Genomic DNA, 25,879 nt, shown 5'->3' on the forward strand with positions numbered 1-25,879 from the left:
CCTTTCGGCGGCGAGAAGCAAACCCTCTTCCGATCCCTGGGGCCACGCACCACGTCTTAGCTATCCGCATGGGCCGTGCGGCAGGCCGAGAATCGGTCGCCACAGTACCGGCCCATTCAGACGTCCCCTCCAGCGGATGCGCAACAGGCTGGCGTGAGAGATCTCGAGAAACCCGGCCACCGCCTCCGTTTTGCCGACGGGCTGCGGCTTTCCGATACGCGACAATGGCCACGTTGCGAGGCGAAGGATCCGTTCCATACGCGTATCGGTCACCGTCACGATCCGGGTGAGATTGTTGGCCAAGCCGAATTCGATCATGCCGGCGAAGAGCTCGTAGGTTGCTTGGGCAAGGCCGCCTGCCGCCTTGGGCGTTGATGGGGGCAAATCGAGCGCGAAACGGCTGCTTTCCCATATGTCGGGACTCGCGGGCGCCACAGCCTCACCCAGCAGCGCCGGGAATGTGTCGCGCAACATGGTCGGCCCAGTGGTTGGCAAAAGGCGCACGCAGCCACGAATTCGCCAATCGGATCCCTTGAGCAGCAGGTAGACAGGCTTCAAGACGTCAAAGGTGTCTGTTTCCATTTCGCCTCCGGTCTGAACTTCCCAATCGAGCCTCTCCTTGAAAACCCGATATCTGAGCCCGTGCATCTCTTTGAGCTCGCCTGCGAATTCGCTGTAGAGGCCAGGTGTGATCAGCTGAATCATTCGTCGCCTCCGTGCGGGCTGTGTTCCCGCCATCGAAGGGCAAAGCGCACAGCGATGCAGCCTGTGGACGTTTACAGCTATCCTCGCGGAAGGATCCGGATCTCGCCTGACCGGAGGCAGCCAGCCTGGCAACCGCATGGATCGTCCGAACGCGAGCTTTGCTTGGCATTTTCCAGATGGAAGGTCCCCTTGGCCTTTGAGACCTGCTTTCCAAGGCGTATTCGCGCGTTTTATCCATGCCTTTATGGTCTTGGAGAGCGTGGCGGGCAGGCTACACAGTGGGTGGCCGAGAGGTCGGGAATCAGTTGGAATGGAGGAATTCGTCTCGCCAAAGAGGGGATCCTTTGCAATGCACTGCCTGCCCGACACTCCCGCTTCAACGTTACGCGCCACATACCGCCGAGTAACAGCCGGACCGGCGACGCCGGCTGTGCTGGTTGTTGGCCTGATCAGCGGCGGCACGGTGAATCTGAGCCACGTCGCCAGCCATTTCCACGGACCGGCGAGCGTAGCCTCCAACGATCGACGGCGGCGACGCTTCTTCCAGTTTACCAGTTCGACGAGGACTGGCTGGCGTGTACGCTGGTGGCGCGGCTCAACCTACGCCCGCCCTTGCGGCTGTGCCTTGACTGCACCAATTGGAAGCAAGGACATAAGGTTCGCATCAAGGAGCGAGGCAATATGCATCGTCGTAACCTGATTAGAGCATTCATCGCGCTGGGCGTGTGCCCGATCTGCGCCCAGACCGCGCGTGCGGCCAGCGCCCATTGGGGATATGGCGGCTCGGTCGGGCCGGAGCATTGGGCCGATCTGGACACGAGAAATTTCGCCTGTTCGGCGGGCAGGCAGCAGTCACCCATCGACATCGCCGGCACGGTAAAGGCGGATATACCGCGCATCGACATCAGTTGGCTCAAGGGCGGCGGCAGGATGGTGAACAACGGCCACACCATTCAAATCAACATGCCGGAAGGCAGCACCTTGACCCGCGGGGATCGCGTCTACCAACTGGCACAGTTGCATTTCCACGCGCCGAGCGAGCATCACGTGGCGGGCATGAGCTTCCCGATGGAAGCGCATTTTGTCCATAAAGACACAAAGAGCGATACTCTGGGTGTGCTGAGTGCCCTTCTTACGCCTGGCGCGACAAATATCAGCTTTGCCGGTCTCGCCAAGGTCTTTCCGGCCCGGCCCGGCGAGGAGATGGCAGTTGACGAGTTCGATCCCAACGGGCTTTTGCCGGCCTCGCTCGGCTACTGGACCTATGAGGGATCATTAACGACTCCGCCCTGCACCGAAAACGTGGAGTGGATGGTTGCAATGGAACCGGTCGAGGTCGACACCGCAGACATCAAGCGGTTTACGACGCTTTACGCATCTAACGCGCGGTCGATCCGTCCCTCCAATCGGCGCTTCATCCTAGGCCTCAGCTAAGGTCATCGCGCGCGTCAAGCAAAATCGAGTTAACAATCGGGGGGTTTCGAACAGTACGACGCCACCTTGGTGGCGCTGGCATCGACCATAATGCCCTAGGGTTCACAACAGCATGACCGGATCATGGGGAACTTGTGGGCCGCTTGCTTGCGGAGAACTGGGTGGCGTCACCGACACCCGTACACTCCGGCCTGGATCTGCTTGATCAGGGATTGATAAATTCGACGCGTCGCTCCCGCGCTGCGAGAACCCTCCTCATACTGGACCAATTAAAATCTCCAAAAGTGGCAGTTTAGTTTGGACCAGTGAACTGCAATATTGGCTTGCAGTCAGGGAAGCGATCGTGACTGGGTCGCGCCGGTCATGGATTGCTTGCGCTCGAACTGATGGAGTTGCCTGGATGTTTGAGGGTCCCATCATCGACGGTCGAATTAAGAATATTGCATCGGGGTTTAGAGCCGTGAGCGTCTACGTCGATGCCACTTCAGCTGGAGAAGGACGTTTCGATCCCCGATTGCTTGGTGATGCCTGCGATTGCGCGTTGGCGGATGGCCCGGCTTGGGCAGAAGCTCATCTGGCGAGTTGGTCCGACGCCTACGTCGTCTTTGGCGCGAAGCCTAACCGTACGCCGTGCTCAGCCCAGGCCCTCAGAAAGCGGGTTCTGAAAGACGGCACTCTTTCGACGATCAACCCGATCGTCGATCTCTACAACGCCATCAGCCTGAAATACGCAGTCCCGGTGGGTGGAGAGAATTTTGACGCCTATGTCGGAAGACCCCACCTGACGATCGCTGACGGGAGTGAGACGTTCGACACCATGATGAATGGAGAGGCGGTCAACGATCCTCCCTTGCCCGGTGAGGTCATCTGGCGCGACGACATTGGCGTCACCTGCCGACGCTGGAACTGGCGACAGGGCACTCGAACCCGCCTGAAGACCCTAACAGGCCGGATGTGGTTCGTACTGGAGGCGTTGGAGACCATGCCGGACGATGCATTGGCAGAGGCGACGGATGCCATGGTCGGAGGGCTGAATGCCTTGATGCCTGGCTGCAAAATCGCGAGCCAAGAAATTGCCATCGCCGGATGAGGTTTCCGGTCGAGCGAGCGGATCGCTGGCCGCCCGGGGCATCCGGCGCGATCGATCCGATCGAGATTATCAAGGGCTGAGAGAATGAATGTCGATCTCCATCAGTTGCTCATCGTCTTTGCTGCATATGTCATTGCCGCGGGGAGCCCCGGCCCGAGCAACATGCGCATTATGGGGGTTGCGATGGCGCGCGGCAGAGGTGCTGCGCTCATGCTTGCCTCCGGCGTCGTCAGCGGCTCGATCTTTTGGGGTTTTATGGCCTCCACCGGCATCTCCGCCCTGTTGGCCAGGTACGCCCAGGCACTGCTCGTTCTGCAGGTTTTCGGGGGGCTTTACCTGCTATTCCTCGCCTTCAGGGCGGGACGGTCGGCGCTTACGTCGGACGAGAAGCTGGCGGTGCGCGCATCGACCGACCAAGTCGCTCTTTCGCGGGGTGAGCTCTATAGGAAGGGCCTCTTGATGCATTTGGCGAACCCAAAATCCGTGCTGGCATGGATCGCGCTCGTCACGCTGGGGATCGGCCCGAATTCATCGTGGCAAAGCATCGCGGCGATATTGGGTGGCTGCGCCATCCTAAGTGTCACGATATTCTGCGGCTACGCCATTGTCTTCTCCACACCGCCTATGGTGGCTCTATATCGCCGCTGCCGCCGCTGGATCGAAAGTCTGTTGGCGATGTTCTTCGCGTTCGCCGGGCTGCGTATGCTGCTTTCCCGTATGTAGTTTCGAAAGGAATGGATGATGACTTTGTTTCGCGGCCTGTCGGCGTTCCCCCTTACGCCAACCGATGCGGAAGGGCATGTCGACACCGAGGGTCTGGCTCGTTTTCTCGAGCGTATTCAACGCGCCGGAGCGGACTCCATCGGCCTTCTGGGGAGCACGGGCGGTTATGCTTACCTCACCAGGGAAGAACGCAAGCGTGCCGTTCAGGCTGCCGTGGAATGCATCGGCGGCAAAACGCCTCTTGTCGTGGGTGTGGGTGCATTGCGTACCGATGAAGCTCAGGCTTTGGCGCGCGATGCCAAATCCGCTGGCGCTGACGGCCTGCTCCTGGCACCCATGTCCTACGTTCCCCTGAACGAGGACGAAGTCTTCCAGCACTTCGTCGCGGTGGCCGAGGCGGGGGAATTGCCTTTGTGCATATATAACAATCCAAGCACCACGCGCTTCACATTCAGCGACGCATTGATCGCCCGGCTGTCGGAGGTGTCCAACATCGTCGCGGTGAAAATGCCTCTGGCGGCAAATGACGATTACGCGGGGGAACTGGCACGTTTGCGGTCGATGACGCCTGACACGTTCACAATCGGATACAGCGGCGATTGGGGCGCGGCGGATGCCCTGCTTGCCGGATGTGACACCTGGTACAGCGTTGCGGCAGGTCTGCTGCCGGTCCCGGCGCTTGCGCTGACGCGTGCAGCGCAGTCCGGCGACGCGGTGGAGTCCAGTCGGTTGAACCGCGCTTTCGGGCCGCTCTGGACCTTGTTCAAACACTACGGCAGCTTCCGCGTTATGTTCGTCATCGCCGACTACCTCGGTCTGGCGCACGTCCAGCCACCGCGCCCTATTTTGCCGTTGCCGGAGGACGCCGGAGATGACATTAGGCAGGCATTGGAGAAGCTCGAATAGCCGAGCACAGGGCATGCCCAGTGCCACTGCTAGTTAGGCACCCGGCGCGCGGGCGTTCCGCGCACCGTTCGAGATGGAAGTTAGGCGGCGCAGAATTGGATCGGGTTGGTCGCGCTTTGGCTTTGCGGTCTCTTCGGTGGTGAAATGGTCGCAACGTTATCGTGCTCCGGTAGCGCCGGGAAGATGGGCGGCCATCGCAAACGCGTTCTGCAGCCGCATCGAACTTTCATCCGCGACCAAACGACCGGAAGTAGAATTTCGAGCTGATCGTAGGCCGCTCGCTGCCTGAAGAGGGTGCTCCGCGCTACATCGGTTTCGTCTATGGCTATGATCGCGAGCCGCAACGGCGCATTCTCGACCATCTCAAGAAGCAGCCCGTCCAAGCCAATCAGGATATCACCCTCATCACCGACGGTGGGGAAGAATCGCCGACTGGTTCCATATCACCGTGCGCATCAGGGTCCTTCGGCAGTTCGTGCAAGGGCTCGAAAACCAGGACGAGCAGACCGGACAGGACCTGCTCGAAACTCTGCGCAGGATCAAATGGCATCTCTGGCATGTTGACGTCTATCGGGCCCGTCACGAAATCGCCGACCTGCAATTCGACGCGGAAGGTCTCGAAACAGGCTAGCCGAACATGCGCAAGTTCCTGACCGCCATCGGCGAGTTCACCAGGCCTACATCGCCTCCGACAGTGCCAGCCTGATTAATTACGGCGAGCGTTAGCGGTCCGGAGATCGCATCTCTTCGGCCCTCGTCAAGGCCACCGTCAACGCCGTTCCAAGCGGGTCGCCAACAAGCGGCAGATGCAGTGGAGCAGGATCGGCGCACATCTTCTGCTGCAAACCCGCACGCAGATCCTCGATGACCGTCCCGACGCGCTTGGCGTGCAGCCCCTCACCTCGCCCGCGCCCCGCGGTGGTTCTTGCCAAGAGACGCTCTCGCTCGCATCTAACGAAAACCGCCGCTGCATTTAGCTGCATCCATTGTTCGGATGCGTGCGATCCAAACAATCAATTTGTTCAATCAGCTTCTTGAAAGCTAACCCTTGTTTGGTGGAACATGGGCTCTGGTCGTCGACGCTGGCTTAATGCAGGGGCTGCACGCAGGAGATACAATGCACAGAGATCGCAAGCGGGTTAGCGGCATAATGGCTGGCCGACCGGTGTCATCCCCAGGCTGCTGCAGCGTGCGGCTTGTCTGTCCCTCCATGATCTCTCGGAAGACAGTTCCGAATACTGCGACCGGTTGCCCGCCTTGTGTGTCGCCTCGATCTCATAACCGATGGTGAGCTGCTCAATGGGCTATCCTTCACCGGATAAGAGATGAAGTGCGAACGCTCCTCGGGGATCATGCCGATCGTACGTACGTCCTGCTTACTCTGGTCAGGCATAGAGCGCAATTTGTTGGCCCAGCTATGAAACTCTTGCCGGAAGTTAGCTCTGCCGCGTGCGTGATGGCTTGAGCGGACTGACGCAACGAAGGCTCACGAGTATTCGGTTCCTGCCGTCATTATGACGAGACTCAACGGTACCTTCAACATCGGCGTGGTTCGACTCGCCGCGCGAAAACAGGCAAATCTCGATTGAATCCGTCACGCGGTGTCAGCCTGGCATTGGTGCCTTCCCTTCTCAACAACTATCAAATCAGCATTCACGGATAGCCCAGTTTCTCACGTGCCGTAACGCCGTGCCTTCAGTTTCCACGTTCGCGTCGAGCTCGCGAGTGGCCAGAGTTCGGAGAACGGTCGAAGTCTAATCGCCGCGAAATTCAACGGAGGGTCAGCGGGGCCACGGGGGCAAAGTGCGACGGTGTCTAAGCCGTCTTTATGAGGGGAGAGGTACACATGGTTTTCCTGTTCCAGCAGCATCCGGCCGCACACCGAAGCAATGAGGAGCTAGAATTCAGATCGGACTTTCGCAAGGCGCGCACCGCGCATCAAACGCCGTTTCGTTGTGAAAAAAGGCTCAGTACCGACAACGTTTTTGTAATCGCCCTGGCGGCCTCGTTTGCGCTCTTGTTCGGGATACAGAGGCAGGACCCACAGGTCGACGAGGCGGTCCTAAGTGAACTGCGAACGATTCAGATCAACTACGCATTGCTCCAGCGCGATGTCGCCCGCGCTCGAACCGACATGGTATTGGACTTCCGCCCCGTTGATTCTACCCTCCAAGCATTGCAAAGGAACGTTACAAACTTGCAACGCCTTGCCGAGATTTCGCCCGATGAGAGCTCCGGAGCGCACTCCAGGTTGCTTGCACAGCTCAAAAAGTCCGTCGAGAACACGGAGGCTGCCATCTCGGCAGCGGCTGCGCAAAATGAGCTTCTGCAAAGCTCTCTCGTACGGTTTGCTCGCTCGGTTAATCGCCTTGAGGGGGCGCCGTCCAACAGGCTTGAACTCTCCAATTTGATCCTTCAGTTTTCGGCCAGACTACCGGGATTCAGCCTCGCATCACAGATCGATCAGTCTCTCAGCCGACTTCCTCCGAGCCAGGACCAAGCCACCCACGATGTTGTCCGCAACGGCCGCGCTATCCTGTCCGCGTTGTCGAGAGTGGACCGAGCAGCCGATCGGATCGCATCCTTTAACACGTTCGCCAAGGCCGCCGAACTGGAGCGCGAATATCTGAAAGACTACAGCTTGGCCAGCGCGCAAGCGCAGCGCACACGACTTTTCTTTGGCTCGGTGTCCATATGCCTCTGCTTGTTTGCGATCATTCGGGCCTTCAGGCTGCATGTGCGGACGAACCGGTTGGAAAGGCGGCTGGAGCTTGAAGAGGCAATGCGTGAGATCGAAGCTCGCTTCAACGAAAGTAAAGCAAAGAACGCGTCGCCGCGCTTTTCAACGGAAGCAGCGCTTAGACTTGTTCAACGCGCTTTCGACGCGGATCACTGCGCGCTTGCTCAGGTGGATCCGAGTCTCAGCAGGCATACCGAGTGCTTTGTGACGAACACGTGCATGCGTGTCTGGAACGTCGCGCTTCTTGATGAAGTCGTTTCACTTGTCCGCGCCGGACGGCCAGTGTTTCGCGTCGTTCCGGCGGCGGAAATGGTTCGCACCGCCCTAGACACTTCCGGTGTTTGTCAAATTGTTGCTTGCAGGGCCTCCGATCAGCAGGCTGTGGTTTGCATCCTTGTTTTTGAACGAGATCGCTCACTCCCCTCAGCAGGCGACCTGTGGGTTCTTGCCAGTGCCATTGTGCGTTTGAGCAACCATCTTGAAATGCAACGTGTAAATGCCGAACGCGACCTTCTGGTGAGTCGATGGGAGCAGGTGGAAAGGCTGAGGACCGTCGGCACGATCGCAAGCGGCGCCACACATGAGTTCAACAATATTTTAGGCGCAATAATCGGATATTCAGAAATTGCCCAAGGTCTGGTGCGTCGCCCCTCCAGAATACGGAACCACATCGACCAAATCATCTTAGCTGGACACCGCGCCAAGCTGATCGTTGACCAGATCTTGTCACTCAGCCGAAACCGCAAGCGCGTTGCAGTGCCTTTCAACGTCTCCGAAATTGTCATGGATCTTGCGCCATTGCTGCGGGTTACAGTTCGTGCGGGTGTTCAGTTGAACTTCAGGATCAACGAGTGGCAAACGGTGGTCGAGGGCAGCCCAACCGAGATGCAGCAGATTCTCATGAACCTGTGCAAGAACGCGTCGGAGGCTGTCTTGAACGAGGGCCGCGTCGAGGTTAGCGTTTCTCGCGCCCAGGTGTGCCAAACCAAGCCGCTGGCTCAGGGCACCTTGAGACCTGGAGATTACGTTCTCCTCTCCATCAGCGACGATGGCCCAGGAATCGCAAGTTCGATACTTCCGCATGTCTTTGAGCCCTTTTTTACCACGCGCTCTCTCGTCGGCGGGACCGGGCTAGGTCTTGCTGCAGTTGACAGGCACGTGAGCGCGCTCGCAGGATACCTAGACGTCACCTCGGTTGTTGGCCGAGGTACGCGCTTTGATATCTACTTGCCAGCCTCCGAGGAGGAGCCAGTCAGCGCTGACGTCACTTTCGGCCCATACAGCGGATCACCGGCCAACGGCGGAATCATTGCAGTCGTGGAGCCCGATCCAGCAGAGTTGGAGATTCACAAGGACAATATCGCCGCGCTGGGTTATGAGCCGATCGGCTTCGCGACCTTCGAAAGTCTTTGCGGCTGGATAGAGAGCGGGAAGGCAGCTGACCTGCTGATTTTGGCGAAGACGCCTTTCCTCGAGCGAGGACGGGCAGAGTCCGTATGCCCGGCCATCATGACGGTGCCTTTCATAGTCATCGGTGACATCGACCCCACGCCGGTCACATCTGACAATCAGGCCTTCGTCCTTCGGCTAGCGAGACCGGTCTCGTCCAGGACAATAGAGCATGCGATTCGTATAATGATGATGGCGTGATGCCGCCGACTCGCTCATTCTATGCAAGTGTGAGAAGGCCTGGCAAAAGACATCGAAGCAGAACAAAACGACGCGTCGCATCACAATGGACTTATCGATCCCGAGACGTTGTTCTAGCCTTAGTGCTTGTTAAGGAGGTCGGCTACTGTCTCTCCCCGTCGCCGGGCATCGGCGGCGAGCCATACCTCTCCCACCTCGTACAGGTCACCTTGGGTGTGGAACGGCACAATGACGTCAACGGCAGCCGACAGCATGTCAAGAAGCGTTCGATCTTCCACAGCGGCTCCTTGCGGGCTGCTCTTGACGAGGGAAAAGAGCTTTTTGAAGCCCTGGACCGGATCAGCCCCATGGATCGTTGATATTGATCCCGCATGGCCGGAGACGACTTCGCTAAGGTAGGCCCATGCAGCATCATCGCGCATCTCGCCGAGCAATATTCGGTCAGGGCGCATGCGCAAGCTCGCTTGCAGCAGTTGCTCGGCTGTCACCGCACCTACGCCGGCTCGGTCCTTCGGATAGAGTAACCGGACATGGTTCTCGTGCGGGATTACAAGCTCCAGCGTGTCCTCGATACTTATCAGTCTCTCTTGCGGGGGTATAGCGTTGATCAAAGTCTTGCTCATTGTCGTTTTGCCGCTTCCAGTAGGTCCGCAAAGCAGCATCGTGAGCCGTCCCGAAACACACGCTTGCAAAAACTTCTCCAAGTCACCATCGTCGTATTGCTGAAGAATAGTTTGGTCCTGCCGCTCTTGGCGCTGTTTTCGTGACCGCCATTGATTCCAGCGTGAGTATTCGTAGCGAGAAGAAACTTCCTTCAGTTCGGTCACACGACTTGAAGGACGCCGTATCGTCAGGCTTACTGTTCCTGAGGGAACAGCGGGCGGCAAACAGATCTGCAGCCGCTCTCCGTTCGGCAGCTCAGTCGCACAGAGGGGGCTTTGCGGTCCGACATCTTGCTTGCGCAGCGCTCCAGCGAGAATCGCGATGTCCTCCAGATCGTTATAACCTAGTGGTAGCGGATGTTTCGTGAAGACGCCGGCTTGTCGCACAAACGCTTCCCCAGGCCGGTTGATAGCGACCTCTTCGGTCCTCGGCTCCTCAAGCCATTTCAGAACGGGGTCGAGAAGCAAACGCAATTGAGGGTCAGCCTCCGATCGCATTGTTGTCTCTCCGGCGTTGGCGATGTTGGGGGGCTGGCGCCACGACGGTTGCCGTGAGACCGTATACATCCGAGAAATCGAGGTCGCGAGCCACAAAGATGGATACAGCATCTCCCTGGTTTTTCTTCAGGGTTGGCGGGATGTTGACCGTCGCTCTCAGTGTCGTCTCGACGGCTTGTCCGCCATTGCTCTGGAAGCTGTTGATGCCGCTTCCTCCGCCAGAGCTCGCCGCGTATTGACCGGCCGCCTGGAACGCGCCTTGAAGGACGCTCATCAGCATTGCTCCGCCAAAGCGTTCCCGGAAGTGATTATCCACCGTGCCAGGCACTCCGGAGCGGCCGAGCTCGTCAGCGCCCGGCGATGCTATCGAAACGAGGGCATGGTCAGGTGTTTCGATGCGCGTCCACAGCACGAAGACACGCGCATCCCCCTGTTCGAGACCATGCTGGATCTCGCCAATCACGGTCGTCCCACGATCCAAGAGCACGACATTGTTGGTGGCGCCGCGGACGTCTTTAGGTAAGACGCACTTCACATAACCGGGTAAATTTGTGTCGACTGCCGTTTGCAAAAGGCAAGGAATGATCGTTCCCTGAGTAATCACGAGATCAGGGTGCGGCAAAAGTGTGGCCCGGCTCGGCTCCTGTATGTCTGGCTTCAATCGGCCCGACAGGTCGCCACCGATCGAAATCTCATCCGCGGTCGCGGGAGCATCCTTGTGGTCGTCTTCGCTCCGCTGAGCCACGTCGGGCTTTTGACTGCTGCTGCTGTAGGCGAAAATTGGTGACTCCTCGGGCGGCGGTTCAGCTGCCGCGGGTTGCGGCGTGGATGGCGCAGGATCTGCCGCCTGCGCCGCCTTTGCGGGTGCTGGAGGTTCGGGAGCAAGCTCAATAGGCACGGGGCGGAACGGCTCGGCGTTCGGGGAAATTGGCGGGTTTGGCTGAGATGGTTCGTCTTGTGTGCTGGGACGACTTCCGAGCCAGATGAGCGACAGAGATGAGATGAGAACAAGACCGGCGACGGCCAATTTCTGTGATCCCGAAACATGCCGGCGGGCCGGCTCCGAGACCAACGATCCGGATGCATTTACATCGTGTCCCGACTGTGGGCCGGTTTCATTCATCGGCCCGAGCCTTTCAAAACGCGCCACACGTCGGGTCTCACTGTACCGGTCCCCGGCGCTTGTCCAACAGGATCATATGCCCTGTTGAAAATCGACAATACCGTATTGCCATCTCTCAGACGCCATTCCCGGGCGACTGCGGATACTTCAACATAGTCGCCTTTGACTGTGAAGTTGGCAGCGGCTTCCTTGCCGTCGGGATTGATAATGTAGAGGGAGGGTATACGGGAATTGCTTGCGAAGCCAAATACGGTGGTAAAGCCATTGTCGAAAACCTGCAGCGGCGCCAGCGATCGATCGCCCTTTGCGACGTAGTGAAAATTGCTTTCGTCGGAACTGGCAGTTGTACCGGGCCGATTCAACAAATCCTGAACCCTCTGTTCCTGCAGCACCTTTGCCCGGGCCTGACCAAGAATCGAGCGCTTTTCTGCTGCCTGTCTCAAAGCAGCGGCCTCATCACCGGGATAAGTGAACTGCACACTGTAGTATAAGTCAGGTTGCTGCTCATCTAGTTTTGGCATCGCTCTCGTTGAAATGCTGAAGACATATCTGCGGGTACCGGACTCACTGTCGGCCAGAACGACGACCGGCTGCGGCGGCAGGATCCGGCTGGCCTTAAAGAACAGGTAGTTGGCGCGTGGGAGCGCAGCCAAGTCTTTGCTATTGGAAACGGCCACGGCTGCGACGGTCTCGTTGGCCGCGAATGTGACGACCAGCGTTGCCCCCACCGCGGTCGACAGGCGCACCACTTCGTCGGGACGGTAAGCCAAGTAGCGCATCCGCGCATCATGCTTGCCGGCAAGCGGGGTGTCTTCCGCGGAAGCCTCCAGCGTTAAGAGTAGTGAACAGGCCAGGGCGAGAAACGCTCTTTTTGTCATGGCTGCACGTCACCCAGGTTCGACACGCTATCTTCCGAGGTTTGATAGGAAGTGACGAGTAGACCTCCCGGATTGGTGAGCCTTGATTGGGCAGGCAGATCTGTCAGGCGCTCGTAGCGGATGGTTGCTGTCCAGGTGGTCACCAGCGGCATCTGCCCATCGATGGAAAGGGTGCGTTTGTATCGGATCTGTTGAACGTCCGGACTGATGTCGTTTGAGGAAATATGCCCGACTTCGAGCTTGCCGAGCTTGCCGACTGTGACTTGCGGCGAGGTGGGATTCGGATAATTGAAGAAATCTTGATATTGCTGCCGCACAGCCGGTGCGCTGAAACTGGATACGAGGTCATAGCCGTATTGGGCGGAATCGGCTGTGTAGCTCTCGCGCAGGCGTACATATTCCCACAGCGAAGCATTTATGACGGCTCGCTCTTGGGTTGCCGGCAGTCGAGAGACTGACACTTCGCTGTCAACTGTTCCATCCGGGCGTACCCAGAGGAACACAGGTACGAGCTTGGCCAACGGGACCATGGCAGCGATGGTAAATGCCTGCGCAACATTTCCTAGGACCGCCGCTGCCGCAAAGGCTATGAGGGCCTTTGACAGGCGCCGCGCAGACTTCGCTCGTGAAGTTTGAAACGCTTCCACCTTCTTATAGTGGGCGGCTAGCGTTTCTCTCTCCACCAGAAGGGCATGTTCAGGAAATTTCACTTGGGCTCTTTCGCACATTCGACTTGAAGATCTTCAGGGGAGGTTTCCCATTGTCCCACGTTCAGTTGGAATGGCGAACCCGTGCAGGTCGCAAGCTTATCGGTTGTCTTGCAGGCCGCCAAAGCCAGTATTGACAAAAGTAGATAGTATTTCATGTTGAGGTACCGCGCTTGTCGATTGATTAACCACCTGCCGTTTTGGCAATGCGGCGATTGAGGCTGCTAAGAGATTGGTTCGCACCTGCCCAAGAACCGCCGGCTATGCTGCTGGCGATCGTCGGAAGCGCGACGATCAAAGCGTCACCAGCTAGGAAAAGCATATCGAGCTCGTAAAGCCCGATGATCTTGGCTGCTGTCGTACCCTTGTATTTGATCACCGCAAGCATGACTCCCAGCGCGACTGATTCGGCCGCGATAACTATCGTTGCAACGATGTTGAGGAGGACAAGCAGCAGCCCGTATGAGAGCAGTTGGCCGATCCATCTGGTAGCCATGTCTCGAGTGTGATCAAAAAGATAGCCTACAAGAACGAGGGGGCCGATCGCCAGGAGCACCTTCGTCAGAATTCCAACGGCATCATAGATCTCGAACGCTGTCCAGAGCGAGCCGTACAAAATCCATTGCGCTCCCTGGAAGGCAAGTATGTCCTGCTGATTCATTGGCCCAATTTCGGAAGCAATCCGCTGAAAGGCACTCTGACTTGCAGCGAACATTACGTCGAGCTTCTGGGGGATACCGATGAAGGGCAAGGTGCTTCCGCTGATCTGGTGGGCAAGCTTTGGAATCGTGTCGTCGAAGACCGATTCAATGTACAGCTGATAGTTGGCCTGCCCTAAGATGAGGGCGACGACAATCGATACCGTGACTACGCGCGAGATACCTCCGCGCGCGTCGACTTGACCGCGCATGACCAGAAAGCCTTGGATTATGATCCAGAGCGTGACGCACGCAACCAGAGGCGCACTGACCGCCTCTTGGACGTTTCCAATCACTTTGTGCAGCCCCACCGTAAAGGCCCCATGAAAGATCGCGTGTATGGCCGTGAATGGCGCAGGAATTCTGAAAACCATTGCGTGAACCTTATTTGCCCCTGATCAGCGCAGATGAGCCGGATGAACTAAGCGTCGCTACTCAAACATTCTGGCGGTGTCCTGGCGTTCGCGACGCTGCATCGCGGCCTCCTCTGCGGCGTGAAGGCTCGCTTGTGCAGTGGCCATCGTCAGCAGACTCGTGGCCTGGACATTTTGGATAATCGCATCATGAATCTGCTTGAGGACCAGACCGTTGGTGACGGTGGCCTGCACAATATTTCCCGAGCGGGAAAGCTGACCAAGCGTGTTGTCATTGGCCTTAAGGCGCTTGTCCATTACGCCCAGAGTGTCGGCTGCAAGGGCTGCGGCATTGATGGCACCAGCGATTTGTCCCTGTAACAGTTTCGCTTCCGAATCCGTGCCGTCGACTTTCCGGTTTGGGTTGTCCGCAATTGCACGCGCTTTAATCGAAGTTGGCGCCTGACCCTCAAACATCTGCCTCTCAAGCTGATTGCCCGACGGGTAGTGATTTCCTTGGTTCAGTGAACTTAGCAGCCCCGTGACACCGAATGACGAACTTAGTATCTCCACCATTTCCATCGTGGAAGCGAGCGTCTGGGCTGACTTTATCAGGATCTGCGCGGTGGAAACCGCTGTTAAGCCCGCTTGTGTTACTACCGCCGGGTCGATGACGACAAATTGCGACCGGGCCTGTCCGCTAAGTAGAAAGGAAGCGGCAAGCGTCGTTGCTGCAAGCGTGGGAAATCTCATGAATATTCCTCCGTCAGTCTTGAATTTCGTGGTAACGAGTCATGAACTTGTTGAGCCACGCACTTGGGGCATCTCCGTGCTGGTCACGAAGCTGGTCGACAAAGCGCACGGTGTTGGCCCGCCCCGAGAGTACGGCTACATACTCGCGCATCTGGCCAAGATCGAATTCGCAAACAACACTCCCGCTCTCGCGCTTGAGCAAAAACTTGCGGCTGCCAATTGCCATTCCCTGGCGGATTGCCTCGAACTCCTGCGTGGTGCACTTCAAGCCATCGACATACGCGGCCCGGTCGGCCGTCGGTGATGGGTAGAAGATCTTGGTCATGCATTGTGCAACGAGACTGGCTCCGAGGGGCGATTCAAGCACGTGTTCAGGCTGCTGCGTTGCGAGTATCAACATGCCGTTGTTCTTGCGGACGGTGAGCAGGAACTTGTCGATAACAGCCGAGAACTGCGGGTTGAGCAGATAGAAGCGAAATTCGTCGCAGCTCATGACGAACCGACGGCCATCGACAACAGCGCCCACGCGGTGAAGAAGATATGCGGCGGCCGGCGCACAAACCTCCTCAAATTCCAGGAGCTGCGTCATGTCGAAGCCGGTAATGGAGGCATCCAGCCTGACTTCGTCCTCATCGCCGTCAAAGGCCCATCCAAGCGCATTCCCTCTACACCACCGCTGCAGCCGTGCTCCCGCGCCCTCCGAGGGGCTGTGCAGCAGGAATTCGCGCAGGCCCGCAAGTGAGCGCATGGCGGGTTCGAACGAAAGTTGACGAAGAATGCCACGTTCCAGTCGACGGCTTTCCTCCGGCGAGATCGGACCACGGCCGTCACTCTCGATGAGGGCCATCAGCCATTCGCGCAGAAAGTCCAACGAGGCGGAGGTGTTGTCCAGTCCGCGCAGAGGGGCCAAGCCGCTCGGAGCGCCTCTGCGCAACGCAAGGTATGTCCCTCCCGTGGCTCGCACCAGCAGTTCACCACCCCGGTCTTTATCGAAAAAGACGATGGCACCATTGCGATCGACCACGCTTTGCTCAAGCATCGCGAGGATAAAGGTCATCAGCGTCGTCTTGCCTTTGCCGACGGGTCCGAATATCGCCGTCATGCCGACGTCATTCTCATGGGGGATGTAGTCGAAAGACGTTCCACCGTTTGTGCGAAAGCGCGCAACAGCTTTGCCCCAGTGGCCGGAGCTGGAACCGCTGGGGAAGTTCTCAAATGAGACAAGCCCGGCAAAATTGTACGAGGTGATCGCCCCGGGGCGCGTGCGCCACCTGTTGTTCCCCGGGAGTTGGGACCAGTACGCGGCCTCCATGCCGATACCCTCTTGGACGATAACGGCGCCTGTGTCGGCCAGCCTTGCGCGCGCATTTGCTGCGCGATCTGCAAGGCTATTGAGGCTGTCGCCATAGACGCACAGGCTCAGATGATGCGAACCCATGACGAACTCGTTGCTTGCCAGTGCGTCCTCTGCCTCGGCAAGTTCATTGATCTGGGTGAGAGCCTTGTCGCCGGCGCTCGTCATCTGGCTGGATTTAAGGCTAAGCTTCGCATGAGCTTGTGGCCGAGTGAGGAAGGAAAAGCTCTGGCTCAGGACAAGCGGGAAGTTGGCGGACAGTAAGGGATTTAGCATGCCTGGCCGCGTCGTCGCCGGATATTCACGGAACGAAAACAATGATCCCACGGAGCTATCCCCGGGTCTTCGAATCTCAAGCGCCCGCTTCCCGCAGATGACCCGATCAGTGTAGATCGAGGCGCCAAGCGAGCCGGTAACCATCGGAACCGGAAGAAACCGGCAAGTCATTATCAACCGAAGCGCCTCACCAATTTCCGTGAAGAGCACGTTGCCTTTCTCGCGAATACCCAACCGGCGCAGACCGTAACCGCCGAGTGAGCCAGCAATGATCTGCCAGAGGTCCTCCAGGCTTCGCATTTGTGTGGCCAGATCGTTGTCATTCCGTCTGGGGGATTTGGCAATGCGCCAGCCTATCTTGCCGATTGCGGTGCGGGGGGACACGACGATAGTGAGGAAGTGATCGTTGCGAAAGAGCTTGCCCGACAGCACATGGCGCTCATAGGCCTCGCTCAGACTGCCAGCAAATGCACTTTGAAACTGGCGCGATGCCGGCTCCGGCACATCGTTATTGCGCACAAGATGAGCGTATAGCGTGACATTGTCATCCGCGATGTTGCGCAAGAGAGTGTTGAACGCGCGGCAGCGCGAATTGCGCATCTCTGCGTCTTCCAAATCAAAGGGCAGGCCGTTCACGTGTGCCATGGCCATGATCGATCCGTCTTCCAGCAGGACAACCTGATCGCTGAGATGACCGACATACGGAAGATAGATCTCGCCAGATCTCTCGGTCCGGCCACTGGCGCCAAACATTACACCATTCCTCTTCCGCGTTTCGGCACTCTGATCGGATTGGCGCTGACGCTCGCGCCACCCCAGACCGGCCCGTCCACGCTTCTGCCGGCAGTCTGCAAATAGAGGAGCGCGACGCTTGCGGCGTTATAGTCACGCTCAACCACCAGCCGTGCCCCGAACCAGAGTGGCACGAGCACGATTTCATAAAGTGGGTTTTGAAGGACAATGATGACGAGACCAGCCAACATCATCAGCAATCCGGCCAGCGTCAGCGGCACCCCCAGAAACAGTGCGGGGCGTGTCGCCGCCACATAGAGGGTGCTCACTTCCAACCGGTCGCTCATCAGCCACCGCCTATGAGCGCCTTGCCCAGGAAGCTGGCGCCGAACATGATGACGATCCCTCCAACGACACCCGCAACCAAGCCAAGTGAAGCACGACCGAACATCCAAGAGATGCCGATGGCCACGAGTCCGAGCACGGCCAGTGATTGTCCGAAGGGGCCAAGTATGAAGGTGCAGATATTCTGGACCATCTTGGCGGGATCCGTCCCTCCGGTCACCTGAGCCGAGGCTGGCCCGATGGAGAAGACCGTCCACGCGGCGCCTGCAGCAGCGGCCGGTCCATATTCAGCCGCCGTGCGCAGCATGGAAAAAGGCGAAGGAACACGCGTTTTAAGCGCACGAAGTATTTTGAGTGGCGTCATCATTGTATCTCCATGGTTCAATCGAATACGAGTTTGTTCGGGTTCGAGGATTCCCGCTCTTCCGCAGCCTGGCTGCCTGTCGGACCGGAGGGATCGGCCCCGGAGCGGTTTGACTCATACGAGCCCCAGATGTCCCAAGAATTTCGTTTGGGCTGCTTTCCATTGGCCTGTTGGCTCTGTTGGAGCAGAGGCGGCACGGCTTTCCGACCGGGTGCCTCAAGGTGTGGCGCATCTTGAGCGGTCGGCTCCAGGGTTGGCTCGGGGTGACTCGAGATGTCCTTTGCGGCTGACTCGACCTTGCGTACATAACCGTTGGTGAAGCCACGCGTGACGTCGCCCGTGTTGTAGGCCGAGATGGCACGGCGAAGCGCCAGTTGCTGCGCCGGAGCAGTCGTGCCGCCGGCATACCGGCTTTCAAGCAAGTGGGCGGCGGCCGATAGCGAGGCGCAGGGCTCGAAAGCCTTTTCCGGCGTGAGATTGAGGAAGGAAAAGTTCTTGCTGTTTATCTGCATCAATCCGACATCGACAGAATGTTGTGCTTCGAGGCGGTTCTTGATGCCCCGCGTCGCTTCCAGGCGGTCTATCCAGCGAAGCTGCTCACCTGTGGTGTTGTCATGAGCCACCAGCGTTTCAAAGCCACTTTCAATTTTGGCAATCGCGGCGAGCGTGGACGGCGCAACCCAGGGAGCGCATTTGCGCGACAGGCGGTGGAATTCACGGGGCGAAAGTGGCGCGGGCTCGGCGGGGAATGACATGGATGTCAACAGGGCGATGGCCAGCGGCCAAGCTGCAATGAACATTCCTATCCCCTACCTTTCCAAGCGTCCGGACCGGTTCTGGCCCTGTCCGGCACGCGCTTATCGGGCAGGTTTGTTACTGCGTGATGTTCAAGTTCAGCTTTTCGGTTTCAACTGAAGCAAAGAGCTTGTTCATGTCCGGGTGCATGGGCACCTTGCGCATGCGCGGGTTGCGCGGGCGCGATCAGCCGGCACATCTCGACCATCGTGGTGGACCATTCCTGCGCGGGATTGCCCGCCCCGGCCGTCCGTTGCTCCTGCAGCGTCAACTGCGACTTGGCATGGGCGGTGATGGAATCTTGTGTCAGCGCCTGGCCGAAGGAAGGCGGGTTCATCTCAGGCTGCGGAAGCTTGGGTCGATCGAACGCGAGAACCGACTAGGGCGCCGAGCTGCCCAATGTTGCGGCATGCTGCCGTTGTTGCAAGAGACAGCCATGCGCCCTGCATACTCAGGCATTGGTTGAAACCGCGAGTTCGTCCGCGAAGCTCGTCGGAGGCGCAAAATACGCGGGGACGAGGGTCAACTGGGAAGACGTGGCGGCGCAGCCGGCCTGGTGCGAGACCTGGTTCAGCTGTTCGGCCGCGCCGCGAACTGGTGGGTCACGCACAGTCCCATCGGCAGAAACCGCAGGCGGATTGACGCAGTCCGACAGCGCTCTCGACAAGTACAGTGACAGGCTCAAAAGGAAGGTATTGCATCAACTGAGAAATGTTAGCTCGCAAGGTAACCGTAACCGTAACCGGACCTGCCGATCGCCGGGAACAGGATTGGCGCCGCCGGCCACCTCCCAATGACCTGCCTTGGGCAGGAGACATACCGGTGGCACAAGGCCACTATAGCGAATCACGGCCGTTCTTCGGCCAACCGCCTCTGCGATCAGTCAACCGCCGCGGTGCTCCACCGCGTCGGAGCCGCACGCACGAGCGGGAGGATTTCGAGGTGATCCAGGTCCGCAAGCGCCAGAAACGCGAAGAAGATGCAAGGACATGGCAAGCGACCGGGCGTCCGTGCCGTCGTAATCAAGTGGTGTTGGCAGGCCTACACCAACGGCGGAGCTCGCGAATAAGCGAAGGACCACTCGGCAGGGTCATACCGGCGCTTGCAGCTGTGTGGTGGCCACCGGCTGCCTGGATGCGGTCAATTCGCTGTGGATGAAAAGACCAGGCCGAGCAACGGCCTCACATTGGCCGCACGCACCGGCGAGTGGCAAGGGGCAGCTGTCCTGCGTCGGTGCCCCAAGGGTTGCTCGGCAACAGCTTTAGACAAGGGGATTCAAGATTGAAGGTGAGCCGTTGAAACATGTTCTTGTCATTGACGATGATGCCGCAATGCGACGCCTCATCTCCCAGTATCTCATGATGCATGCCTTGAAGGTGACCGCAGTCAACGATAGCAAGCAGTTTAACTACGTTCTATCGCATGAGCCAGTCGATCTCGTGGTTGTTGACCTCAACCTCGGCCGGGAGGATGGGCTTGCCATCGTCCGCAACCTCGCGACGAAATCGGATTTACCCATCATAGTGATCAGCGGCGACCGGCTTGATGAGGCGGAAAAAGTCGTTGCGCTGGAGCTCGGCGCAACCGATTTCATTCCCAAGCCTTTCGGGCTGCGCGAGTTCTTGGCCCGCATTCGAGTAGGGCTACGCCAGCGCATTTCCAGTCCGCGAACGAAAGATCATCGCTCATTTCGGTTCGGAGCCTGGAAGCTCAGCGTCAAGCAGCGGCGACTGATCTGTGCGGAGCGTGGCGAAGTCAAGCTTACCGCATGTGAGTTCAACCTGCTGATCGCGTTCCTGGAGAACCCCCGCAATGTCCTATCCAGAGAACGGCTTTTGCTCGCGAGCCGTGTGCGTGGAGAAGAGGTCTACGATCGAAGTATCGATGTCCTAATCTTGCGCTTGCGCCGAAAGCTGGAGGCTGATGCGGCCAATCCAAGGCTAGTCAAGACATGCCGTGGTGCAGGGTATTTCTTCAACGCTGACGTAGACGTTAGCTACGGAGGCACCTTGGCCGCGTGACAGGAGCTATTCTGGAGATTGGCTGATGAAGCGTGGCGGTGTTTTCTGGCGGCCCTTAGCTCGGCGCCTGGATGTCTGACCCAAGGCAGCATCTCGTCGATCTGGCTGGGATGGCTGTTGACGATCCTGGTGGTGAGGACGTCGGCGAGATAACCGAGTGACTCGACACCATCGAGCCTGCAGCTTTCGATCAACGACGCAATGACCGCCCAGTGTTCGGCACCGCCGTTCGAGCCGGCGAAGAGCGCGTTCTTGCGGACGGATTGAGCGCTCGACGGTGTTGTTGTCGATCTCGGTGCGACCGTCGTCAACGAAGCGCGAGAGGCCTTCGCAGCGTGAGAGCGTGTAGCGGATTGCCTTGGCGACCTTGGTCTTCTGACCGATCAGGCCGAGCTTTCACGCAGCCAAGGTTCAAGATGGCGACAATAGCGCGGCTATTTTCCCGACGCGTCGCACGGCGTTCATCGGCCGGTCGGCCGCGGATATCGTCCTCGATCTTATTGAGGTGGGCGATCGTCTCAGCGCCTCGCTGGCGATCGGCGAGTTCCAGGCCTACATCGCCTTCCAACAGTGCCAGTCTGATCAATTGCGGCGAGAGCTACCGGTCCGGAGATCGCATCAGCCTCTCCGTCGCCAAAAGAGCTGTTCTGCTTAGCCGTCGAGCTCAACGCCCAGCGTCGGAGCGCTCTCTGCTCCTGAAGGAAGCCATGAGGTCCGCTCGGGCTTGATCGGAGGCTTGGCCGATGGACGTTGTGTTTGCGTCGCTCGGCTGCCGCCCGATGGCGAGGCTTTGCGAATTGTCAGTCCTCTGCCTTTTCGCCGGTCTCAACGGCGCTGTGTAACGTTCAGTGTTGATGATGACGCCCCCGCTGTTCACGCGGTTGCTCCTGTGCAGTGTACTCGTCAGCTTGTCCTCGGCCTCGCGCGTCTGGCCCAAGTGCCGTTCCAACGGCGCTGGCGCGACCTGTCTGGCTTGCTGCTCTTGCAACGCGGCGTGTTGCACCTGCGACCCGGCTGCTGCCAAAGCTTCGGCGGGGCTTGCGGCAAGCTCGTGCGGCAAGCGGCCCTCTCTCAGTCGGTTTTGCAGCGCCTGCCGATCGGCGACGAGGTAGTTGAGGTGCAGCGGCAGCTGCTGGTCTGGCCGCTCTTCGTTCGCCAATCGACGAACCAGCTCGCGCGTGCCGTCCACCACGAAGACGCCGCAGTCAACAGCGTTTTTCTGCTGCGCCATGTCGGGTGTTACCAGGGTCGCGTCCAGTCTTGTAGCGAGCTTTCGTGCAGGCGCGTCGTTGTATCGCTGTTCATTTTGCTGGATGGAGTCGTAGTGATAGGCGACCGCTCTTTCCGGATCGCGGCGATCTACGAGGAGCAGCGACCAATGGGTGCCGCGGTCAATACCCACCCCATCGTTCACTGGCACGAACAGGAAGTCGGATGGGCCGGCGTTTCGATTATAAATCGACTGCAATGTGCCTCGCGCGTCTTGCTGCTCCATGTGGCGCAGCAGATGGGAGACCGACGGATCGACCAGCCGCGTCCGGGCGGCGAGCGCTGGATCGGCCTGCTGCAGCTGCTGCTCGAGGAATTCGTAATCCCTCTGGATATGTTCGTCGCCCAGCAGTTGGGTGGCCCCGAGCACCGCCCCCCGGGGGAGATTGGACGAGCCTGACGGAAGGGCTTCGATGTGTGCATCGGAGGAGGTGGTCAGATCGACCAACGGAACCCCGAGATGGGTGTCTGAGAGCCTGGCGGTCGCTGGCAAGGCGGGTCCCGGAGCCCTTGCCGGTACTGCTGCCGCTCCAGCTTCCCTTATCGCTCCGCGATGGAGGAGCCAAACGTCGTTGCCCCCCTCCGGCCTCCGGGCGGTGTAGCCGTGACCATTAATATCGAAGTGCCATTCCGGCTTTTCCGCATCTGGCAAGAGGCCATGGCGGTCCAAGAAAGAGAGCATTGCGTCTGGGACGCGTTGAGTCCCATGGGAGAAGTCTTTGGGGACGGCGAACGAAACGTTTATGGAGTCCTCGATCGCAGCCGGGGGCGCCTCGGACCTTGCTGAGGGCGCGGCTCCCGCATGCAGGCTTCCAATGTGTTCGGACCCTGTCCCTTGAACCGGTACCCCTTGCAATGGCAATTCACCCAACTGCCGCATGGGGGGCTGCATCGGCACGCGGCCGCCTTCGCTCGGCGGCTGCTGAATGGCGATGCTTTGCGGATTATCAGTCCCCTGCCTCTCCGCCGGCCGCAACGGCGCCGTCGAATGTTCATTGTTGATGATGAACCGCTCGGGTGGCAGGAGGTTGCCCTGGTCAAGCGCATCCGGCCAGGGCCGGATCTGCTGTTGGCTGGCAGCCAAGACTGGCGGGGCGGCGGCCTCAACTCCGGCGTGCCCAGAGCCGGCCGCTGCCAAAGCGTCCGCCACGATCCTGTCTGACGCAGGCTTCGCATCGCGAACCCGTTCAAGCGCCAAGCGGAGAAAATCGTTGCCTGGAAACAACGCCTCGGCGAATTTGATCCGTGAATCATGATCCAGCCCAGAGATCGTCTGGCCCCGCCTCTCAAGCGCCTCAGAAAATCTGCGAAGACTACGACCATAGGCAACACGGGTGCTTGGGGCCAAGCTGCTGTCACTGGTCACTTGTTCTAAGACATGCGCATCTGCCTTTGAAGGCACCGCCACTGGCCACCGGCCAGTCGCTGAATAGCCCGGCTCATGATACGCACGCAGGACGTTCAACGCCGGCCTTATATCCTTTATGTCAGTGTTTTTTGGAAAGAAGGTATCGAGGTGATCGACCAGGGATTGGTGATTTTTTAGATCAGTCGCTTGGCCACGAGCGCCGAGATCATTCGCCAATCGGCGAAGCGCATACGAGTATATTCGGAGCGTCGGCGCGCTATGGTGTTGCTGAGCCTCAGCATGGGCGATCGCCTTATCAATCACGTCCCGGTGTTCGTCGGACAAGTGGGGATAGCGGTTAGCCGGGGCACCAACAGACGCTGAATAGCCCGGCTCATGATACGCACGCAGGACGTGCAACGCGCTCTTCATATCATCGCTTTTCGGAAAGAAAGCATCGAGGTGATCGACCAGGGATTGGTGATTTTTTAGATCGGTCGCTTGGCCACGAGCGCCGAGATCATTTGCCAACCGGCGAAGTGCATACCTGTACTTTAGGACCGTGCTCTCGCTATATTTTTGCTGAGCCGCAGCGTGGGCGATCGCCTTATCGATAAGGTCCCGGTGTTCGTCGGACAAATGGGGATAGCCGGTGGCACGGGCGCCACTCGCGACAGGTTCGGCTCGGCGCGGCTCGGCCACGTGCTGCTCAAAACCCGCTTGCCGCGCTTGGCCAGCATCCGGCAAGGGGCCAGGGCGGTTCAAGGAAGAGAGCATCGCGTCTGGGACGCGTTGGGTCCCATGGGAGAAGCCTTGGGGGACGGCGAATGAGACGTTTATGGAGTTCTCGATGGCAGCGGGGGGTGCCTCAGCCCTTGCGGAGGGCGCGGCCTCCGCATGCAGCCTTCCGATGTGTTCGGACCCTGTCCCTTGAACCGGTACCCCTTGCAATGGCAATTCACCCAATTGCCGCATGGGGGGCTGCATCGGCACGCGGCCGCCTGAATTGCCGATTTCGCGCGGCTGCTGCTGAATGGCGGCGGCTTGCGGCGTATTCAGGGCCCTCTGCCTCTTCGCTGGCCGGAACAGCGCTGTGGAATGTTCNTTGTTGATGATGCCCCCCTGGGGTGGCAGGTGGTTGCCCTGGTCAAGCGCATCCGGCGAGGGCCGGATCTGCTGTTGGCTGGCAGCCAAGACTGGCGGNGCGGCGGCCTGAACTCCGGCGTGCCCAGATGTTGCGAAAGCNTCCGACACGCTTCTATTGGGGTCCTCCGGTCCAGCACGCATCCCTGGGTTGCTGAGCGAAGACGAGGCGGCTTGATCATCCTGCCGCTGCTGAAGCACTTCGCGGAACTCCTGTTCCAGTCGCAGAAGCTCCTCTGGATTGGTTGGCGGCTTGTGAGCTCGATTATCGAACAGCGGCCGCAAGGCCTCGGGAATCTCCGCATTGTGAACCCGCTGCAGCGCCAAGCGGAGTTTCTTGTTGCCTGGAAACAACGCCTCGGCGAGTTCGGTCCGCGAATTGTGATCCAGCCCAGAGATCGTCTGGCCCCGACTCTCAAGCTGCTCAGAAAATCTGCGAAGAAGACGACCATAGACGACACGGGTGCTTAAGGCCAACTCGCTGTCACTGCTTAATTTTTCCAAGATACGCGCATCTGGCTTTGAAGGCACCGCCGCTGGCCACCAGCCAGTCGCTGCATAGCCCGGATCATGATACGCACGTAGGACGTTCAACGCCGTTTTAATGCTCTGGTCATTCGGAAAGAAAGTATCGAGGTGATCGACCAGGGATTGGTGATTTTTTAGATCAGTCGCTTGGCCACGAGCGCCGAGATCATTCGCCAATCGGCGAAGCGCATTCGAGTATATTCGCAGCGTGTCCGCGCTCTGGTTTTGCTGAGCCGCAGCGCGGTCGATCGCCTTATCAATAACATCCCGGTGTTCGGCGGACAGATGGGGATAGCTGGCAGCAGGGCCGCCAGCAGTCGCTGAATAGCCCGGCTCATGATACGCACGCAGGGCCTTCAACGCGCTCTTCATATCAACGTCTTTCGGAAAGAAGGCACCGACGTGATCGACCAGGGATTTGTGATTTCTTAGATCGGTCGCTTGGCCACGAGCGCTGAGATCATTCGCCAACCGGCGAAGTGCAAACGTGTATTTTCGGGCCGTGGTCTCGCCATATTTTTCCTGGGAGTGGGCGATCGCTCTATCAATAAGGTCCCGGTGTTCGTCGGACAGATGGTGATAGCGGGAAGCACGGGCGCCACTCGCAAAAGGGTCGGCTCGGCGCGGCTCGGCCACGTGCTGCTCAAAGCCCGCTTGCCGCGCTTGGCTAGCATCCGGCAAGGGGCCAGGGCGGTCCAAGAAAGAGAGCATTGCGTCTGGGACGCGTTGAGTCCCATGGGAGAAGTCTTTGGGGACGGCGAACGAAACGTTTATGGAGTCCTCG

20 protein-coding genes and 2 pseudogenes are annotated in these 25,879 nt (G+C 58.9%); 7 read left to right on the forward strand and 15 right to left on the reverse strand.

Annotated elements, in window-relative coordinates; translation table 11 throughout:
• Nucleotides 1-60 precede the first annotated feature (60 nt).
• Nucleotides 61-705 carry an acyl-homoserine-lactone synthase gene (locus tag A3AU_RS0130775; protein ID WP_027056309.1) on the reverse strand — a complete coding sequence of 215 codons (645 nt, stop codon included), beginning with the start codon at nt 703-705 and terminating at the stop codon, nt 61-63.
• A gap of 681 nt (nt 706-1,386) precedes the next feature.
• Here A3AU_RS0130775 and A3AU_RS0130780 point away from each other — a divergent pair.
• The 6 genes and pseudogenes from A3AU_RS0130780 to A3AU_RS0130820 all read left to right on the forward strand — a co-directional run bounded on the left by A3AU_RS0130780 (nt 1,387) and on the right by A3AU_RS0130820 (nt 9,248).
• On the forward strand, nt 1,387-2,139 hold the full coding sequence (locus A3AU_RS0130780) for a carbonic anhydrase (RefSeq protein ID WP_027056310.1): 753 nt from the start codon (nt 1,387-1,389) through the stop codon (nt 2,137-2,139).
• A gap of 400 nt (nt 2,140-2,539) precedes the next feature.
• Nucleotides 2,540-3,229 carry a B3/B4 domain-containing protein gene (locus A3AU_RS0130785; protein WP_027056311.1) on the forward strand — a complete coding sequence of 230 codons (690 nt, stop codon included), beginning with the start codon at nt 2,540-2,542 and terminating at the stop codon, nt 3,227-3,229.
• An 84-nt stretch (nt 3,230-3,313) separates the two neighbouring features.
• Complete coding sequence (locus tag A3AU_RS0130795; protein WP_027056312.1) at nt 3,314-3,952, forward strand: LysE family translocator; 639 nt, start codon at nt 3,314-3,316, stop codon at nt 3,950-3,952.
• 18 nt (nt 3,953-3,970) lie between these two features.
• Entirely contained in the window at nt 3,971-4,858 is an 888-nt protein-coding gene (locus A3AU_RS0130800) for a dihydrodipicolinate synthase family protein (RefSeq protein ID WP_027056313.1), read from the forward strand.
• A 254-nt stretch (nt 4,859-5,112) separates the two neighbouring features.
• Nucleotides 5,113-5,724 (forward strand): annotated as a pseudogene (locus tag A3AU_RS1000000138450) (ISKra4 family transposase); the annotation flags it as partial.
• A 980-nt stretch (nt 5,725-6,704) separates the two neighbouring features.
• A complete protein-coding gene (locus A3AU_RS0130820; protein WP_027056316.1) occupies nt 6,705-9,248 on the forward strand; it encodes a two-component system VirA-like sensor kinase in 2,544 nt (847 codons plus the stop codon).
• 119 nt (nt 9,249-9,367) lie between these two features.
• Here A3AU_RS0130820 and virB11 read toward each other — a convergent pair whose 3' ends face one another.
• The 12 genes from virB11 to A3AU_RS0130875 all read right to left on the reverse strand — a co-directional run bounded on the left by virB11 (nt 9,368) and on the right by A3AU_RS0130875 (nt 19,123).
• The gene (virB11, locus tag A3AU_RS0130825; protein ID WP_027056317.1) at nt 9,368-10,408 is read right to left on the reverse strand and encodes a P-type DNA transfer ATPase VirB11; all 1,041 of its coding nucleotides are present in this window, start codon (nt 10,406-10,408) and stop codon (nt 9,368-9,370) included.
• On the reverse strand, nt 10,392-11,531 hold the full coding sequence (gene virB10 / locus A3AU_RS0130830) for a type IV secretion system protein VirB10 (protein WP_027056318.1): 1,140 nt from the start codon (nt 11,529-11,531) through the stop codon (nt 10,392-10,394). The genes virB11 and virB10 overlap by 17 nt, the downstream gene beginning before the upstream one ends.
• On the reverse strand, nt 11,528-12,409 hold the full coding sequence (locus A3AU_RS0130835) for a TrbG/VirB9 family P-type conjugative transfer protein (RefSeq protein ID WP_027056319.1): 882 nt from the start codon (nt 12,407-12,409) through the stop codon (nt 11,528-11,530). The genes virB10 and A3AU_RS0130835 overlap by 4 nt, the downstream gene beginning before the upstream one ends.
• Nucleotides 12,406-13,119, reverse strand: a complete 714-nt coding sequence (locus A3AU_RS0130840) for a type IV secretion system protein VirB8 (protein WP_027033433.1) — start codon at nt 13,117-13,119, stop codon at nt 12,406-12,408. The genes A3AU_RS0130835 and A3AU_RS0130840 overlap by 4 nt, the downstream gene beginning before the upstream one ends.
• Nucleotides 13,116-13,274, reverse strand: coding sequence for a type IV secretion system lipoprotein VirB7 (locus A3AU_RS1000000138455; RefSeq protein ID WP_080680416.1), 159 nt, complete (start codon nt 13,272-13,274; stop codon nt 13,116-13,118). Before A3AU_RS1000000138455 ends, A3AU_RS0130840 begins: the two co-directional genes overlap by 4 nt.
• A 26-nt stretch (nt 13,275-13,300) precedes the next feature.
• Complete coding sequence (locus A3AU_RS0130845) at nt 13,301-14,188, reverse strand: type IV secretion system protein (protein ID WP_027056320.1); 888 nt, start codon at nt 14,186-14,188, stop codon at nt 13,301-13,303.
• 57 nt (nt 14,189-14,245) lie between these two features.
• Nucleotides 14,246-14,920 carry a TrbJ/VirB5 family protein gene (locus tag A3AU_RS0130850; protein ID WP_027056321.1) on the reverse strand — a complete coding sequence of 225 codons (675 nt, stop codon included), beginning with the start codon at nt 14,918-14,920 and terminating at the stop codon, nt 14,246-14,248.
• A gap of 13 nt (nt 14,921-14,933) precedes the next feature.
• A complete protein-coding gene (gene virB4, locus A3AU_RS0130855) occupies nt 14,934-17,303 on the reverse strand; it encodes a type IV secretion/conjugal transfer ATPase VirB4 (protein ID WP_027056322.1) in 2,370 nt (789 codons plus the stop codon).
• Entirely contained in the window at nt 17,303-17,629 is a 327-nt protein-coding gene (locus A3AU_RS0130860) for a type IV secretion system protein VirB3 (RefSeq protein WP_019856520.1), read from the reverse strand. The genes virB4 and A3AU_RS0130860 overlap by 1 nt, the downstream gene beginning before the upstream one ends.
• Nucleotides 17,629-17,934 carry a pilin major subunit VirB2 gene (gene virB2, locus A3AU_RS0130865; protein ID WP_245235629.1) on the reverse strand — a complete coding sequence of 102 codons (306 nt, stop codon included), beginning with the start codon at nt 17,932-17,934 and terminating at the stop codon, nt 17,629-17,631. Before virB2 ends, A3AU_RS0130860 begins: the two co-directional genes overlap by 1 nt.
• A 74-nt stretch (nt 17,935-18,008) precedes the next feature.
• Complete coding sequence (locus A3AU_RS0130870) at nt 18,009-18,791, reverse strand: type IV secretion system lytic transglycosylase VirB1 (protein WP_027056324.1); 783 nt, start codon at nt 18,789-18,791, stop codon at nt 18,009-18,011.
• Nucleotides 18,792-18,898: 107 nt separating this feature from the next.
• Entirely contained in the window at nt 18,899-19,123 is a 225-nt protein-coding gene (locus A3AU_RS0130875) for a hypothetical protein (RefSeq protein WP_027056325.1), read from the reverse strand.
• 958 nt (nt 19,124-20,081) lie between these two features.
• On the opposite strand from A3AU_RS0130875, the gene virG reads away from it, so the two are divergent.
• Entirely contained in the window at nt 20,082-20,807 is a 726-nt protein-coding gene (gene virG, locus A3AU_RS0130880; protein WP_027033428.1) for a two-component system response regulator VirG, read from the forward strand.
• On the opposite strand, the pseudogene A3AU_RS1000000138460 reads toward virG, so the two are convergent.
• Both A3AU_RS1000000138460 and A3AU_RS0130890 read right to left on the reverse strand, forming a co-directional pair.
• A pseudogene (locus tag A3AU_RS1000000138460) lies at nt 20,783-21,350 on the reverse strand (IS66 family transposase); the annotation flags it as partial. The gene virG and the pseudogene A3AU_RS1000000138460 sit on opposite strands and share 25 nt — an antisense overlap.
• 121 nt (nt 21,351-21,471) lie before the next feature.
• On the reverse strand, nt 21,472-25,879 hold a 4,408-nt coding region (locus tag A3AU_RS0130890; RefSeq protein WP_081709729.1), incomplete at its 5' end, for a Ulp1 family isopeptidase.

Origin of the sequence: Mesorhizobium erdmanii USDA 3471 (assembly GCF_000472705.1) — a bacterium.
In the GTDB taxonomy this organism is placed as follows: domain Bacteria; phylum Pseudomonadota; class Alphaproteobacteria; order Rhizobiales; family Rhizobiaceae; genus Mesorhizobium; species Mesorhizobium erdmanii.